The sequence below is a fragment of the Glycomyces sp. NPDC046736 genome, from assembly GCF_040645615.1.
Taxonomy (GTDB): domain Bacteria; phylum Actinomycetota; class Actinomycetes; order Mycobacteriales; family Micromonosporaceae; genus Glycomyces.
The window spans coordinates 1-15,594 of sequence record NZ_JBEYYO010000002.1 but is presented as its reverse complement, the minus strand read 5'-3'; the positions used below and the strand labels follow the sequence as shown (position 1 = coordinate 15,594).

The window sequence follows — 15,594 nt, the reverse complement described above, 5'->3', positions numbered from 1 at the left end:
CGCCATGACCGACGGCCCGCAGGCCCCGCGACGCCGAACGCGCGGCGCCGTCCTCGTCTACGCGATCCTGTTCGCGCTCATAGGGACCGGTGTCGCAGTCGCCGTGCTCCGGTTCGTGTTGCCGCTCGAACGGGTCGAGGACGAACGCGCCGGGCTCGCCTACGAGCTGCCCCGGGGCTGGGAGGAGATCCCCTCCTACGACCGGTGGGACATGTACTCCTCCGGCGCCGACGCCGGTTCCCATGGGGCCGTGGCGTTCACGTTCTCCCAACCGGTGGCCCCCAGCCAGGACCCGGCCGTCCTGGCCGAACTGCTCGCCGAGGACCACACCCTGCTGATGCGGCCGGAGGCCGTGGATTTCGAGCTGCTGCGCTCCGAATCGGTCCGCCTCGGCGCATTCGAGGCGCACGAGGTCGAACTGACCGCGACCGACCCTGTCCACGGGCCCGTCTACGGCCGCATGATCATCGTCGTCTCGGGCGAGGCCGCGTTCACAGGCCTCTACGGCTTCTCCAACGACCCGTCCGGCACCGGCCACGACGAGCTCCTCGAACTCTTCGCGAGCCTCGAAACGCTCTAACGTCCGCGGCGCAGCACCACCGCGCCGCGCTCGAACGGCAGCCGCTCGGCGGTGAACTCCTCGAAGTCCGCGCACCAGCGGGCCACGATGGCGCGCTCGTCGGGGCGGTCGGCGTCGTCGAGCACCACCGCCGCGTCAGATCCCAACTGTGACAACAGCACCGGCAGGGCCGGGTAGCGCGCCTGCGGGCCCGTGCGGCCCGGCGGGCCGTCCACCACGAGGACGTCGATCTCGCCGCCGGGCAGGGCCGCGGGCAGGTACCAGCGCCAGGACTCGCCGTCGATGTCGACGGCGGTGAGCGGCGCGTCGACCACCTCGGCCCATTCGCCGAGCCCGCGCTCGGCGATCTCGCGCCGTGTCCGCGCCGCGTACGCCGGGTCGTGCTCCAGCGCCGTCACCCGGCCCGAACCCAAGGCCCGCAACGCGTAAGCGAGAACCACAGTGGAGGTTCCCGATCCGCATTCGAGGACTCGCGCCCCGCCGCGCGCGGCCACTTCCTCGAACAGGAACCGCATCAGCTCCGGCCCTGCGGCCCAGCCGCGCATCCGCGGCAGCGGCGCTTCGACCCCGAGGCCCTGTTGCAGCGCCATGAGGTCTTCGACCTGCGCGTACAGGCCCCGAGCTGCCGCCTTGGCGGCCTTGCGGTTCGCGGCCGCCTCGGCCTCGATCGCGTCGAGTCGCCGCTCGATCCGCTGCTGGGACTCGCCCAGTGCGGCCACGGCGGCACTGAGATCCCCCAGCCCCTCAGTCAATTCGAGCAGGAGCATCCGGTCGGACCGTCGCATGGCTTCGCCCCCTTCACGGGTCGACGTTCGCGCACCGCCCACACTAATGAACGGCGCGCGAACGCTTGCCAACGGGTCGTCATCGCTCGTTTATGGACAATTCGCCGATCAGTCTCCCAGCGCCTGCGCAAAGTCCGCAATCAAGTCCTCTGTGGACTCGATGCCGGAGGAGAACCGGATCAGGTCGTCGTGGATTCCCTCTGCGGCGCGCTCTTCGGCGCTCATGCCCGCGTGGCTGGTCCGCGCCGGGCGCGTGATCAGCGACTCGACCCCGCCCAGACTCGGTGCGGTGTAAGGCAACCGCAGCCCCTTCAACAGCGCCTCGGCGGCCTCGACCCCTCCGGCGGGCCTGAACGACAGCATCGACCCGAACCCGTCGAGCAGCGCCGCGGCCCGAGCGTGGTCGGGGTGCGATTCCAGGCCCGGGTAGTTCACTTGAGCGATCGCTTCGTGGCCCTCCAGGAACCGCGCCAGCGCTGAGGCGTTCGCGTTCTGCTGGCGCACCCGCAGCGCGAGCGTCTTGAGTCCGCGGGCGAGCAGGAATCCCGCGTGCGGGTCGAGGCAGCCGCCGTAAAGGTTGAGCACGGCCCGGATGCGCGCCACGTGTTCGGCGCTCCCGGCGATGACTCCGGCGACGATGTCGGAGTGCCCGTTGAGCGCCTTGGTGGCCGAGTGGCAGACCACGTCGAACCCGATCGAGTGCGGCCGCAGCAGCACCGGGGTGGCGAAGGTGTTGTCGATGACGCTGGTCAGGCCGTGTTCGCGGCTGAAGGAGGCGATCGCGGCGAGGTCGGCCACGCGCACGAGCGGGTTGCTGATGGTCTCGACGATGAACGCTTTGGTGCCCGGTCGCAGGGCCGATCGCCACGCGTCGGGGTCGCCCGGGTCCACGAAGTCGACGTCCCAGCCCAGGCGTGGTGCCTGCTCGGTGAGGAAGTGGTGGGTGCCGCCGTAGAACGCCCCGGCGGCGATGATGTGGTCCCCGGCGCTGAGGGTGGCCAGCAGCGTGGTGGTGATCGCGGCCATGCCGGAGGCGGTGGCGAGCGCGGCCTCGGTGCCTTCGAGGGCGGCGAGTTTGCCGTGCAGGTACTCCTGGCTCGGGGTGGAGTTGAGCCTGAGGTACTGGATGTCGTCGTAGTCGTCGCCGGGGCGGGACTCGAACACGGTGCCCTGGTAGATGGGTTGGACGACGGCGCCGTCGGGGGTGGGCCGGGGTTCGCCGCCGTGGACGGCGAGGGTCTCGAATCGCGCTTCGCTCATGGCCCCGACGATACGGCCGGGGCCGGTGGGCGGCAACGGTCGTTCGACTGGGTCAGGTGACTGGGTTCAGCGGCGTTCCTGGTCGAGGCTGGCGAGGTAGGCGTTGTAGACCTCGTGGGGGTCGTCCTCGGGGCGGCCGGAGGCGCTGGCGCGTTCGGCGATGCGGTCGAGGCGGCGGCCTTCGCGGTCTTCGGCGCGCGTCCATTGGGCGATGAGGACGCCGATGATGATGAGGCTGGGGATCTCGCCGAAGGCCCACGCGATGCCGCCGCCGGCGCGCTGGTCGGCCAGGAGGTCGCCGACCCACGGGAGGGCGATCTGGGTGTACCAGGAGGCGGCGATGAGGTCGGTGCCCATCATGAGGGTGAGGCCGAAGATCGCGTGGAACACGATCGACACGAAGTAGAGCAGGACTTTCGCCGGGTAGCTCAGCGGCCGCGGCTTCGGGTCGGGGCCGATGATGACCCAGAAGAACAGCGTCCCGGCGGCGAGGAAGTGCGCGGTCATGAACAGGTGCCCGAAGTGCGAGCGCATGGCCCACTCGAACATCCCGGTGAAGTACATGAGGTAGAGGCTGGTCAGGTAGATGAACAGCGCCGCGAGCGGCTGGGAGACCAGGCGCGACCAGCGGCTGTGGACGGCGGCGAGGAGCCATTCGCGGGGCCCGCCGGCGCGGTCGGGTGTGAGGGCCCGCAGCGCGAGGGTGACCGGCGCGGCGATGACGAGGAGGATCGGGGCGAGCATGTTGAGCGCCATGTGCTGGATCATGTGGGCGCTGAACAGGACCATCCCGTATTTGGACAGGCCGGTGGAGGTCACGCCGACCACGACGGCCCATCCGGCGATCCACAGGGCGGTGCGGTACCAGGGCCAGGCGTCGCCGCGGCGCTTCAGGCGCGCGACTCCGGCGATGTAGAAGCCGGTCATGGTGATCGCGATGGCGCAGAACAGGATCGAGGGGTACCAGTCGAGGGCCACGGACGTGAACGTCACCGGCCCTGGCGTGGAGAAGCCGAGGAGCGCGGTGTTGGGGTCGGGCAGTTCGCTCGCGGGCGGCGGTGTCACCGACAGGGACGAGGCGAGGCCGAACGCGACGGCCATGAGCACGAGTTCGACCGCGGCGAGGCGGCCGAACGCGCGGCGGTCGCCGGTCTGGACGAGGGGGAGGGTGCGGCGGCGGTGGGCCCAGCCGAGGACGCCGCCGACGGCCAGGACGGCGATCTTGGCGAGCGCGATGCGCCCGTACGGGGTCTGCCACAAATCGGCGATGTCGACGTTGGCGGCGAACACGATCAGGCCGGACGCGCCGACCGCGGGGTAGGCGAGCGCGGCGGCGAAGGAGTAGCGGCGGGCGGCGACGGCCGGGTCGCGGCGGGCGATGAACAGCGCCAGAAGGCCTCCGGCCCAGAACGCGGCGGCCACGACGTGGATGAGGAGGCCGTCGACGGCGATCTGGTGGTTGCCGTTGGAGGCCGAGTGGCCGGTGAAGATCGTGGGCACGGTCGCGGCGAGGGCGAACGCGGCGGCGCCGAACGCGCCGGGGACGGTGAAGACGCGGGCGGCGATGATCGCGGCGGTAGTGGCCAGGAGCGCGGTGAGGCCGAGGGCTTGGCCCTGCTCGTATTGGGCGACGTAGGACCACACGCCGGGGAGGGTGACCTGGTCGAGGGGGCGGGCGAAGGTGTTCGCGAAGTCGACGGGGATGCTGACGAGCGCGACGACGGCCCACAGCGCCGCCCCGATCGCGCCGATGCGCAGCCACCGCCACGATTGCGCGGCCAAGCGGGTGCGGTCGCCTTCGCGTCCGGGCAGGAAGCACGCGGCGGCGATGGTGCAGCCGACGGCGGCGAGCATCGCGAGGTCGTACGCGTATTTGAGGAGACCGGCGGCCCAGGTGACGGTGGGGTCGGGGGCGGCCAGGCCGGGGATGTCGGCCACGTCGACCGCACCGCCGAGGTCGAGGGCGGCCACGGCCGCGGCCAGGCCGGTGAGGATCGCCGCGCAGACGGCCAGGAGGCGCCTGCCGCGCCTCGGGCCCTGCTCGGGGCCGCTTCGGGACCCCACGCCGCCGCCAGGTATGGTAGCGGCGGTGTTTTGGCTGGTCTCGGTCGATGCGGTCACGTCACCCAGCATGGCTGATTAATCCAGCTCACGCCCCACCGGGTGGGGCAGTTATCTCCGACAACTCCCAGGCGCGCCCCGAAGGCGGCGGCCAGTCGAGTCGGGCTCATAAGACACGATCACGGTGAACCGTTCGCAGCGTCGTACCTCGGCGGCGTCGTACTCAGGCGCAGTCGCGCATCGTCTGGCGCGGTGGGCGGGCCCGTAGTTTTCTATGGTGGATCGCGATGGGAATCATCGAAAGACGCGGTGAGATCATGAACCTGCTTCAGGGGGGTGGCGTGCTCGGCAATATGCACTTCACGCTGGACGGGGGCGATGACCCGTCGAATGTGCTGAACCTCATGGCCCTGGAGGCGTATGTGAGTGGCGCGCAGCCGCACGCGGTGGCGCGGGGGTTGGACCTGGTCGCGGAGGACGCCGATCTCATACCTGAGGGCGGTTCACTCGTTCGGTCGATTTCGGGGACTTCTTTTCTCCAGTTGGTGACCGGCGAGGATTGGACCCTGCGGTGGCAGCGGTGGCGCGACGGCTCCGGGCAGGCGCTCGTGACCGCTGTCACGCGTGAGCGCGCCGAGGAGATCGCCGCGTTCGTGACCGATCGCACCGGCACCGCCGAGGAGCCGCGCGAGGACAAGGTCGACATGGGTTTCTGGTACCGCTCGGCGCGCGGGCCGTTCCGGTCCACGCGGTCGATCAGCGCCCCGCAGTGGCCCGAGATCGAGCAGAACTACTCTTCCAGCGCCGCCTCGGCGCTGGGGAAGCTGATGGCCACGCGTTCCTCTGACGTCACGGGGCGGCTGGTGCTGCTGCACGGCCCGCCCGGGACGGGGAAGACCACGGCGCTGCGGGCGCTGGCGCGCGAGTGGGCGCCGTGGTGCCAGGTCGACACCGTGCTCGACCCGGAGGCGTTCTTCTCGGACCCTTCGTATCTCATGGAGGTCATCATCGGGTCCGAAATGGACCTGTCGATGGACGCCGACCTGGAATCCGGCGAGGCCCGCAAGCCGCAGTGGCGGCTGATGGTCCTGGAGGACTGCGACGAGCTGATCCGCGGCGAGGCCAAGGAGGCCTCGGGCCAGTCGCTCGCGCGCCTGCTCAACCTCACCGACGGCCTGCTGGGCCAAGGCCGCGAGATCATGGTCGCGATCACCACCAACGAGCGCCTCGACCGGTTGCACCCGGCCGTGGTCCGCCCTGGCCGGTGCCTCGCCCAGATCGAGGTCGGTGCTCTGTCCACACTGGAGGCGACCGATTGGCTCGACGGCGAGACCGTCACCGAGCCGATGACGCTCGCCGAACTGTACGCGCGACGCGGCGGCACCGAGCCCCACCGCTCGGATTCGCCCATCCCCCAACAGGTCGGCCAATACCTGTAGACACACGAGGACGGGCGGCGGGGAGACCCGCCGCCCGTCCCTCGTCTACTGCTCGGCGTCGCGCTCGGCGAACACCGCCTCGGCGTGCCCAAGCGCGTTGATGGCCGCAGGGAAGCCCGCGTACACCGCGATCTGCATGAGCGCCTCGACCACTTCCTCACGTGTGCAACCGGCGTTGAGGGCGCCGTTGATGTGGTAGCGCAGCTGCGGGGCGGCGTTGCCCAGCGCGGCCAGTGCGCCGAGGGTCACGAGCTGGCGGTCGCGGGGTTCGAGCCCCGGCCGCGAATAGACGTCCCCGTAAGCGAACTCGGCGATGAACCGGCCCAGCTCGGGGGCGATGTCGGCGAGCGAGGAGATCGCGGTCGGCTCGGCCTCGCCCGAGAGTTGCTGGAGCGCTTTGTATCCGCGCTCGTAGCGTTCACCATGATGATCCATCAGGGATACTCCTTAATCCTGTGAGGCCTGCATCCGCTTGCCCCACAAGGCCAATCCTGCTGCAAGCAGCATCATCCCCGCAAGGGTCCAGGCCAGCGCCGCGAACCCATGCCCGGCCGTGGCGCGTGCGACCAGCGGCCCGGCGGTCGCGCCCACGTAGAAACTGAACATCGCGACCGAGGACGCGGCCGCGCGGTGCTCGCCGCCGAGCTCCCCGGCCGTCTGCGTGGTCGCCGGGGCCACGACGCCCAGGCCGCCCACGAGCACCGCGAGCAGGACAGCAAGCAGCACAATGTGACCCGAGGCGAACACGGCGGCGACCATCGAGGCCGCGGCCACGATCGTGCCGACCAGGATCTGCGTCGGCTTCGCCAAGCGCGCCAGAGGGATCGCGATGAGTGGCAGCGCGATCATCACCGGCAGGGCGCTGGCCCGCAGCGCGAGCAGTTCCCCTGAGCCGGTGACGATCCCGGTCAGTTCGATGCCGGTGTAGACCGCGACCATGACCGACATCGCCAGCGAGCCCGCCCCGAGCAGCGGCAGGAGCCGCCGCAGGCGCAGCACTCGCGGGATGGCCGCGTAGCTCGCGGAGAGGCGGCCCGGGCCGGGGGGAGCGTCGGGGAGCATGACCCGCCAGACCACGAGGGCCGTGAGGGCGAACAGGGCGGCCGAGGCCGCGAACACCCAGCGCCAGTCGGCGTACTGGACCGCGGTCTGGGAGATGAGCTGCGCGATCACCGTGGCCGCGAGGAACGAGGTGATGATGGTGGTGACCGCGACGGCGCGGCGCCTTGGGGCGATGCGAGAGGTCGCGTACGCGGTCATCGCGGGCGGGATCGCGCCGACGATCAGGCCTTGCGCGATGCGCAGCGGGATCGCGACGGCCAGGCTCGGCGCCAGACTGGTCAACAGTGTGACCACCCCGGCGGCGGTGAGGCCGATGAGCATGACGCGTTTCTGGCCGAAGCGGTCGGCCATCGGGCCGAAGAGCACGAAGCCCCCGGCGTAACCGAACGCGAAGGCGCTGATGATCCAGGTCATGGAGTTGAGGCCGACGTTCCACGAGGCCTCCATCTCGGCGAACATCGGGATGGGGACGTACATCTGGCCGGTGGCGAGCAGGGCCGCGAGCGCGAAGACCGGCACGGTCCGCCCCGCCGAGGCGAAGGCGGTCGGGGCGCCGGGGGCCGGACGCGGCGCGTCAGCGTGGGTGGATGACGCGATGGTGGGTGCTGTCATGGCGGCAAATCTAGGCCCGCATCCGAGCCGTTGTCAACCAAATAGTTGGTTTAGTTCGTGGTAATCTAGGCCTCATGCCGACACCTGAGGGGAAACGCTCCGACGCCACCCGCACCGCCTTGATGACCGCGGCCCGCGAGGAGTTCGCCGAACTCGGCCTCGCGGGCGCCCGCGTCGACCGCATCGCCGAGGGCGCCGGGGTCAACAAGGAGCGCATCTACGGGATCTTCGGCAGCAAGGACAAGCTGTTCGACGCGGTCCTGGTCGACGTCATGCAGGAGTTCGCCGAGACCGTGGTCCCGCTGTGGCGCTCCCACAGCGCCGGGGACTTCGTCGGCCGCCTCTACGACTACCACCGCGAACACCCCCAGCTGCTCAGACTGCTCGTATGGGAGGCGCTGCACCGCGGCGACGACGCCCACGACGTGGATGGTTGGCGCGACCAGCACTCGCGCGAGAAGCGCGAAGGCGTGGCCGAACGCTTCGGGACCGACGGCCCCTTCCAGGGCGCGCTGCTCGCCTTGGCGCTGTGCGGGATCCCCAACTGGATCAACCTCGTCCCGCAGTTGCGGCACCTGATGCTCGGCGACAGGGCGAACGATGCTGAGGCGATCAAGGCCTTCCTGATCCCCCTCGCGGAGGGAGCCGCAAACGCGGTAGCGGGCTCAGTCAATACCTTGACCGCGGGCACGGGCACGGGCACGGGCACGGGCACGGGCACGGGCACGGGCACGGGCACGGGCACGGGCACGGCGATTCTGAACGACACCGCCGCGAACGACACGTGTGCAGCCGACCCGGTCGCGACCGCCGCCGAACGACTGCGCCGCGCCCAAGCCGAAACCGAGGCCGCCAAAGCCGCGCTCGGCGAAGCCCTCCGAAGCGCGAACGCCGCCGGAGCGAGCGCCAACCACCTCGCCAAATCGGTAGCGGGCACGATCTCCCGCCCAGTGGTCCTCAAACTCCTGGCCGCATAACCGCTGGCACGCCCGCCAACAGACGCAATCGCTCTGGCCCCGACAAGCCTGCGCGACCAATCGCCAGGCCGCCGCCGCGCCCGCCTCGCTCACTCACCGGGCCGTTTCCGCTTCGGGCCGCCGGTCGTCGTTGACGCTCCCGCGCCCCGCCCCCTCGCCAGCCCTGGCGACCGGTCACCCGCACTCCCGCACCGCCTCGCCCCGCTCACTCACCGGGCCGTTTCTGCCTCGGGCCGCCGTTCATCGTTTACTTTTCCGCGCTTCTCCCCACCCCTCGCCAGCCCGGGCGATCGCTCGCCTGGTTCTCCACACTCCCGCGCCGCCTCGCTCCGCTCGCCCACCGGCCCGCGTCCCCGATTCGGGCAGCCGTTTGCCCATTGAGGTGTTTCGTTCACCCGCCGCAAGCGCTCTCGCGGTTAGGCTCGTTCGCGGTTCCCCCGCCGCCACCGACCGTCGACCATCCCAGGGGACAACCTTGCAGCACACATCGAACCGACCGCCGAACGTCCGCCGCACCGCCTGGAGGCTCGCGGCGCTCGGGGCCGCGGGCGTCGCCGCCGTCCTCGCGCTCGGGACCGCCGGGACCGCGCCGTTCGCGCAGGCCGCGACCGTCACACTCAACCCGCTCGACCCGGCGCTGGGCTTCAACGCGTTCGTGGAGGACCAGACCGTCCTGGCCTCCACCGAGGCCGAAGGGCCGATCGCCACCGGCGGCGACCTGCTCATCGAGGGCTCCTACAACGTCATGATCCACACCGGCACCGGTTCCTACACCGCGCCCGGCGACTCCTCCCCCAGCGCGCTCGTCGTGGGCGGGCGGATCGACTTCGGGGTCGACCCCGCGACCTCGGTCGTGCAGGTGCTCAACGGCGGGTACGTGAAAGTGGGCGACCTGTCCGACACCGACGTGCTCAACACCGACCAGAACGGCGCGAGCGTCAACACCCGCCTCGTCTCCGAAGGCGCCGGGTACGACAGCACGCCACGCGTGGAACTCACCGCGCAGCAACCGATCTCCTCGGTCGGTCCGACCTCCCCGATCGACTTCGACGCGGCCTTCGCGCAGTTGCGGGAGAACTCGGCCCTCCTCGTCGGGTGCGCGAGCACGGTCACGATGCGCGACGCGAGCGGCGCGGCCGTCGCCAAAGGCCAAGTGGCCCCGGGCCAGCAGATCCGGATCGACCTGGAGCCCGGGCAGACCAACGTCCTCGAAGTCACCGGCGAGGACCTGAACAACATGGCCGACCTGGTGTTCCCGGGCGTGCGCCCCTCGGCAGACACGCCGCTGTTGATCAATGTGGACACCTCGGGGACGGGCGGCGAGTTCGACTGGGTCGTCGCGCCGCAGTCGCCGATCAGCATCGTCGAATCGCCGTACCTGCTGTGGAACTTCGGCGACACCACACGGCTGCGGATCGCCGGAGGCGACACGGGGCAGGGCAGTATCCTCGCCCCGAACGCCGACTACTCGGATGTGAGTCCCACCAACGTGGAAGGCCAGATCATCGCGAAGAACGCCAGCCTCGGCGAGGTCGGCGAGAACGGCGGCGAGATCCACCACGCGCCGTTCTCGGCCGAGCTCTCGTGCGACTCCGACGTCGAACCGACCCCTTCGGACACTCCCTCGACTCCCGCGAACGGCCCGTCGGACTCGACCGGGCCGAGCTCGGAGGGCCCCGGCGGCAACGGCGGGAACGGCTCGCTCACGACCACCGGTGATTCCTTGCGGCCGTTGATCATCGCCGCTGGCGCGCTGCTCGCGGTCGGCACCGTCGTGCTCGTCGTGGCCTCGCGCCGCAAGAAGGCCGCCCGCGGCTGATGCCCCGCAACGCCACTCCTGCGCACGCGTGGACCGCGCTCGTGCTCACCGCACTCGCGGGCGCGGTCGACGGGGCCGGGTTCCTCGGCCTCGGCCAGCAGTTCGTGGCGAACCAGACCGGGAACGCCGTCCTCCTCGCCGTGGCCGTCTCGGGCGAGCTCACCGGCAGGGAGGACGGTCTCTCAGCACTCGGTCCATTGTGCTCGCTGGTCGGGTTTTCGGTGGGCGCGGTGCTGGCGTCACTGACGACGCGGCGGCACGTGCTCACCAGTTTCGGCGTGCCGTTCCTGCTGGTGGCCGAGGTGGTGGTGCTCGCGCTGGCCGGGCTTTCGGGGACGTTCGTGCTCTCGATCGCCTTGGCGGCGTTCGCGATGGGCGTGCAGAGCATCCACGCGGCGAGGATCGGCCTGGCCGGGGTGACCACGACGGTGCTCACCGGGACGCTGATCGCCTTGTCGGTCAACCTCTCCGGCGACAGGAACGACCTGCGTTCGGCGCGTCTCCAGGCCGGGGTGTGGGGCGTGTATCTGGTCGCGGCCGGGCTCGGAGCCACCATCGCGCACGAGTTGTCGTTCAGCGCAGTCTGCTGGGGCGCAGCGGCAGTGGCCGCGACGATGGCGATAGCAGCCTTCACCGAAGCAAGGCGCGACAAGGCCTGAGGCGAGGCGAGTCACCGGTCGAGGCGCGGTGAGCGCTCGCGCCGGATGCCTGACCGGCGCAATCGCCGCCACCGCGCCGCACGACCACCCTTCCCACCGGCGGCCGCCCTGCTTCCGCTCTGATTCAGGCTCGGCTGGCGAGCAGCATGGCCGCCCCGCCCGCCACCTGGCGTGCGTCCGGCCTCCGGCGGGCAAGGTCCCGTGCTGCGGCTTCCCATGCGGGGTAGTCGAACTCGTACCCGGCCGCTTCGAGGCGTCCGGGAATCACTCGGCGGCTCTTGAGCAGCAGTTCCGTGTCGGTGCGCAGGGCCAACGCTCCGAGTTCGGCCATCCACTTCGTCGCGGGCAGCCCGATCAGGTGGCCCCTCGACCTCCGAAGGATGCGCATGAAGTCCTTCTGGCGCAACGGGTGCGGGGCCGCGAGGTTGACCGGTCCGGCCAGGTCGTCGCGTCCGATGAGGAACTCGATCGCGCGCGTGAAGTCCGCTTCGTGGATCCACGACACGAACTGGCGCCCGCCCGCGACCGGTCCGCCGAGGCCCAGCGCCGACATTTTCGACAGGACGTCGAAGACCGAGCCGCGATCGGGGCTCATCACCATCGCCGAGCGCATCGCGACTTTGCGCGTGCCGGGCGTCTCGGCCTCGTCGAGGGCCCGTTCCCAGGCCAGCGCGAGGTCGATGCTCGCTCGCCAGTGGGCGGGCGCGTCGGGTTCGGTGCCGCCGATGAGGCCGGTGGCCTCGTCGTTGGCGCAGCCGTGGGTGTGGGCGTAGATCGTGGCGGTGCTGGCCTGGAGCCACACGGCCGGTGGCCGCGCGGACGCGGCGATCGCCTGGCCGACGACGCGGGTGGAGTCGATGCGGGAGGCGGTCATGGCCGCGAGGTTCTTTGGGGTGGGGCGGCAGCTGACGCTGCGTCCGGCGAGGTTGATCACCGCGTCGGCGCCGTCGATCGCTGTGGCCCAGGGGCCGAGGGTGCGGCCGTCCCAGTGGAGGTGGTGGGGCCTGGAGGGGTTGCGGGTGAGGACGGTGAGGTGGTGTCCGGCGGTGAGCAGGCCGCGTTCGAGGACGGCGCCGAGGTGCCCGGTCCCGCCGGGGATGACGATTCTCATGAGGGCTTCCTCCTTCCCGGCCAACGATACGCCAGTACTTGAACGTGTTCAAATATTTTTCGGAGGTTGTCTCGCCCACTACGGCATCGGCTGCGGTGGATGCGATGGGAATGCGTCGGGCGGTACTCGCGCACCGCCCGACCTATTAGTCCTATGTGGTCGCTGCGTGTCGGGGATGGCGGGTCGCCAGCGCGATCCCGACGATGGTTACGGCTAGGCCGATCCACAGCATCGGGCCCGGGAGCTGGCCGAACAGCGGCCAGGCCGAGAGCGTGGCGAGCGGGGCCACGAGCAGCATCAGCCGGGTGGAGTCGGCGGCTTTGCGGTGGCGGAGCATGAGGAAGGTGAGCGCGGCAGCGGCGCCGGAGTTGCCGACGACGAGGAACGCGATGGCGCCCACGGTGGTCTGGGTGACCGGGATGTAGAGCCCGCCTTCGAAGATCATGGCGAGCGGCATGGTGACCGCGGCGGCCACGGCCATCTGGATGGCCGAACCGGAGCGCAGGTCCATGCGGGCTCCCGTCCGGCGCTGGACGAGGGTGCCCGCCGCGAAGGCGATCGCTCCCGCGACCGGCAGCAGCGCGGCCGCGCCGATGGCGAAGCCGGTCCATTCGCCGGTGACGGCCAGGGCCAGGCCGGCGAAGCCGAGTAAAGTGCCGCCCCATTGCACTGGTAGAAGGCGTTCGCGCAGGAGCAGCACGCCGCCGAGTGCGACGAGCACGGGAGAGGCGCCGTTGGCGATCGCGACGAGTGCGACCGGAGCGCCGAGGGAGAGACCGAGGTAGGCGAAGCTGAACATGCCGGCCTGCATGAGCAGGCCGGTCGCGATGACCTGGCCCCACGCGGCGCGGGACTCGGGCCAGCGCGCGCGGGTGAGGACCGCCAGGAGCGTCAGGGCTGCTGCGGCGATGCCGAAGCGCCAGAAGCAGAGAGCGAGTGGATTGGCCGCCGATACGCCGATGGGGCCGGCGATGTAGCCGCCGGTCCACATCACCACGAAGGCGATGGAGAGGCCGGGGCCGAGGAGGAACGGGTGGCGCTGGAGCGGGGAGAGTGTGGTGGTGGTGGTGACGGCGGCGGGAGTGTCGACTGCTGCGGGGGTGGCGAGCGGGATCGGGTAGTCGGTTGTGGCGGAGGCGGTGGGCGGTGCGGCGACGTGCGCGGTCATGGAACCTCCAGTTGTAACGCTTCATCTCGTTACAACGTTCCGCCCTAGTTTGTAACAAGTCAAGCTGTTACAGTGTCGTGATGAAAATTGACACACTTGGCGAGTTCACGTTTCACGCGGGCCGTCCGTGGCTCGATTTCATTGCGACACAAGCAGATCTACATGCGACTCAACCCCTCGAGCGGCTGTCGGACACCAGCCGCCTCGCCGAGTGGCTGCGCCGGGGCATGGGAGCGGAACCAGAGGTCAAGGTGACCGAGGCCGATCTCGACCTGGCCCGCTGGGCCCGCGACGCGCTCCAGGCGCTGGCCGACTCCGCGATCGCGGGCACCGCCCCGCCGATCGCCGCCGTGGCCGCAGCCAACCGCGCCATCGAGCCGTACACCCCGCCGCGCGCGTGGGTCGACGAAGGGCGCCTTCGCCACTCCGGACCGCACTCGGTCGAGACCGCGATGTCCTGGCTCGCCCTCGAGGCGGTGCTCATGCTCAGCGGCGACGACGCCCGGCAGCTGCGCCGCTGCGCCGCCGACGACTGCGGCGACGTCTTCGCCGACCCGAGCGGGCGCCGCCGCTGGTGCCCTGGCGACCGCTGCGGCGTCAAGCAGCGCGTCCGCGCCCACCGAGAACGCAACCGCGAAACCGGGAGCTGAACCTCGGAGCGTCCGGCGCCTCGAATGTCGGTGGCCTCCCGTAGCCTGCCGGAGTCCGCGCCGACCGAGGAGGCTCCGTGAAGTTCAGGAAGATCGACGACAAGCGCTCGATGCGCAGGCCCTTGGTCGAACCCGACCGACTCCGGCCCCTCGGCGAGCTCCCCGAATCCGACTTCGAACTGAGCGAGCACCTCATCGAGGGCGCCGACTGGTCCGGCGCGCACCTGGACGGCAGCCTCGAACAGTCCCAGCTGCGCAACGTCGACCTCTCGGAGACCGCGATCTCGCCGTTCGAGGTCGTGGACGTGACCGTGGAGCGGTCGGTCCTCTCCAACGGCCGCTGGGAACGGGCCACCGCGCGCCGGGTCGAGATCACCGACAGCCAACTGGTGGGCTGGCAAGCGCAATTCGCGATGGCGCAGGACCTCTACATCGCCGACTCCCGCGCGGACTTCGCGGGAATCTCGATCGGCACGGCCAAAGGACCGCTGGTCTTCGAACGCTGCCGCTTCATGAACGCGACCTTCCTGGGCGACTTCTCCAAAGCGGTCTTCATCGACTGCACATTCCCGGGCGCGGACTTCTCCCGAGTCGCCAACGCGAAGGGCTGCGACATGCGCCGCTCCGACCTCGACGGCATCACCGGTTTGATGAGCCTGCGAGGCACGCTCATCACTCCCGACCAGGCCGTAGAGATCGCCGGAGAACTCGCGAAAGCGGCAGGATTCACCCTGGCCTGACCGGCTACTTCACCTCCCGGAACACGCCGGAACGCACCTCCCCGGTGCGCTTGCCACCAGCATCGACCGACCAGTAGCCGGTCACGGTGCCCTTGTTGAAGTCGAGCACCTGACTGACGGTCGCGCCCGAAACCTCGTTCCACCCGAGCAGATAGATCCCCTTGGCGACCTCCCCGACCGACAGCTCAACCTCCTCGGAACCGCTCTCGGCCACACCGTCGACCTCTTCGTAGAGGAGCCGGTTCCCCTCGGGGCCATAACTGTTGAAGAACACCACCCCGTTGTCGAGCCGAATCTCAAAACTCTTCCCCGCAAACGCGAAGTCGCTCATACACCCTCCCTCAACTCCGATACACGGCCCAGCCACGCCCACGGGCGTCACCGAGCCGAGCCGCCCTCCAACCTAAGAGGCGAACAGCCCCCGAACCGCCGAATGCCCGACTCCACCAAACCCAAAACCAACCACCACCCCACCCGGCGGGACGGCGGGACGGCGGGACGGCGGGACGGCGGGACGGCGGGACGGCGGGACGGCGGCGAGCGTACGCGCGACTCGGCTCGGCGCCGCAGCGAAGCGCAGGCGGCAGGCGGCAGGCGGCAGGCGGCAGGCGGCAGGCGGCAGGCGGCAGGCGGCAGGCGGCAGGCGGCAGGCGGCAGGCGGCAGGCGGCAG

15 protein-coding genes are annotated in these 15,594 nt (G+C 70.5%); 7 read left to right on the top strand and 8 right to left on the bottom strand.

The genetic code is table 11. The features are described from left to right. Window positions 1–4: 4 nt before the first annotated feature. Window positions 5–580, top strand: a complete 576-nt coding sequence (locus AB0B28_RS01905) for a hypothetical protein (protein WP_360114896.1) — start codon at window positions 5–7, stop codon at window positions 578–580. Here AB0B28_RS01905 and AB0B28_RS01900 read toward each other — a convergent pair. From AB0B28_RS01900 to AB0B28_RS01890, 3 genes are all read right to left on the bottom strand, one after another. Continuing rightward, a complete protein-coding gene (locus AB0B28_RS01900) occupies window positions 577–1,365 on the bottom strand; it encodes a class I SAM-dependent methyltransferase (protein WP_360114893.1) in 789 nt (262 codons plus the stop codon). The genes AB0B28_RS01905 and AB0B28_RS01900 overlap by 4 nt on opposite strands. Before the next feature lie 108 nt (window positions 1,366–1,473). Next, window positions 1,474–2,625 (bottom strand): PLP-dependent transferase, encoded by a 1,152-nt coding sequence (locus AB0B28_RS01895; RefSeq protein ID WP_360114890.1) that lies wholly within the window; start codon window positions 2,623–2,625, stop codon window positions 1,474–1,476. Window positions 2,626–2,691: 66 nt separating this feature from the next. Beyond that, entirely contained in the window at window positions 2,692–4,746 is a 2,055-nt protein-coding gene (locus AB0B28_RS01890) for a cytochrome c oxidase assembly protein (protein WP_360114887.1), read from the bottom strand. A gap of 257 nt (window positions 4,747–5,003) precedes the next feature. Here AB0B28_RS01890 and AB0B28_RS01885 point away from each other — a divergent pair, with 257 nt between their 5' ends. Continuing rightward, window positions 5,004–6,125, top strand: coding sequence for a DUF5925 domain-containing protein (locus AB0B28_RS01885; RefSeq protein WP_360114884.1), 1,122 nt, complete (start codon window positions 5,004–5,006; stop codon window positions 6,123–6,125). A gap of 45 nt (window positions 6,126–6,170) precedes the next feature. Here the strand turns inward: AB0B28_RS01885 and AB0B28_RS01880 are convergent, their stop codons facing one another. Beyond that, entirely contained in the window at window positions 6,171–6,560 is a 390-nt protein-coding gene (locus AB0B28_RS01880; RefSeq protein ID WP_360114882.1) for a carboxymuconolactone decarboxylase family protein, read from the bottom strand. A gap of 12 nt (window positions 6,561–6,572) precedes the next feature. Next, a complete protein-coding gene (locus tag AB0B28_RS01875) occupies window positions 6,573–7,799 on the bottom strand; it encodes an MFS transporter (RefSeq protein WP_360114879.1) in 1,227 nt (408 codons plus the stop codon). Window positions 7,800–7,873: 74 nt separating this feature from the next. Here AB0B28_RS01875 and AB0B28_RS01870 point away from each other — a divergent pair, with 74 nt between their 5' ends. The 3 genes from AB0B28_RS01870 to AB0B28_RS01860 all read left to right on the top strand — a co-directional run bounded on the left by AB0B28_RS01870 (window position 7,874) and on the right by AB0B28_RS01860 (window position 11,254). Further along, a complete protein-coding gene (locus AB0B28_RS01870; protein WP_360114876.1) occupies window positions 7,874–8,776 on the top strand; it encodes a TetR family transcriptional regulator in 903 nt (300 codons plus the stop codon). Between the two features lie 475 nt (window positions 8,777–9,251). After that, window positions 9,252–10,595, top strand: a complete 1,344-nt coding sequence (locus tag AB0B28_RS01865; protein ID WP_360114873.1) for a choice-of-anchor A family protein — start codon at window positions 9,252–9,254, stop codon at window positions 10,593–10,595. Continuing rightward, window positions 10,595–11,254: a YoaK family protein gene (locus AB0B28_RS01860; RefSeq protein ID WP_360114870.1), complete on the top strand. Its 660-nt coding sequence runs from the start codon at window positions 10,595–10,597 to the stop codon at window positions 11,252–11,254. Before AB0B28_RS01865 ends, AB0B28_RS01860 begins: the two co-directional genes overlap by 1 nt. 124 nt (window positions 11,255–11,378) lie before the next feature. On the opposite strand, the gene AB0B28_RS01855 is transcribed toward AB0B28_RS01860, so the two are convergent. Together AB0B28_RS01855 and AB0B28_RS01850 are read right to left on the bottom strand one after the other, a co-directional pair. Next, complete coding sequence (locus tag AB0B28_RS01855) at window positions 11,379–12,365, bottom strand: DUF1731 domain-containing protein (protein ID WP_360114867.1); 987 nt, start codon at window positions 12,363–12,365, stop codon at window positions 11,379–11,381. A gap of 151 nt (window positions 12,366–12,516) precedes the next feature. Then, entirely contained in the window at window positions 12,517–13,533 is a 1,017-nt protein-coding gene (locus AB0B28_RS01850) for a DMT family transporter (protein WP_360114864.1), read from the bottom strand. A gap of 80 nt (window positions 13,534–13,613) precedes the next feature. Between AB0B28_RS01850 and AB0B28_RS01845 the strand changes: the two genes are divergently transcribed. Beyond that, window positions 13,614–14,183 (top strand): CGNR zinc finger domain-containing protein, encoded by a 570-nt coding sequence (locus AB0B28_RS01845; protein ID WP_360114861.1) that lies wholly within the window; start codon window positions 13,614–13,616, stop codon window positions 14,181–14,183. A gap of 77 nt (window positions 14,184–14,260) precedes the next feature. Beyond that, a complete protein-coding gene (locus tag AB0B28_RS01840; protein ID WP_360114858.1) occupies window positions 14,261–14,923 on the top strand; it encodes a pentapeptide repeat-containing protein in 663 nt (220 codons plus the stop codon). A 4-nt stretch (window positions 14,924–14,927) separates the two neighbouring features. Here AB0B28_RS01840 and AB0B28_RS01835 read toward each other — a convergent pair whose 3' ends face one another. After that, on the bottom strand, window positions 14,928–15,254 hold the full coding sequence (locus AB0B28_RS01835; protein ID WP_360114855.1) for a hypothetical protein: 327 nt from the start codon (window positions 15,252–15,254) through the stop codon (window positions 14,928–14,930). Window positions 15,255–15,594 lie beyond the last annotated feature (340 nt).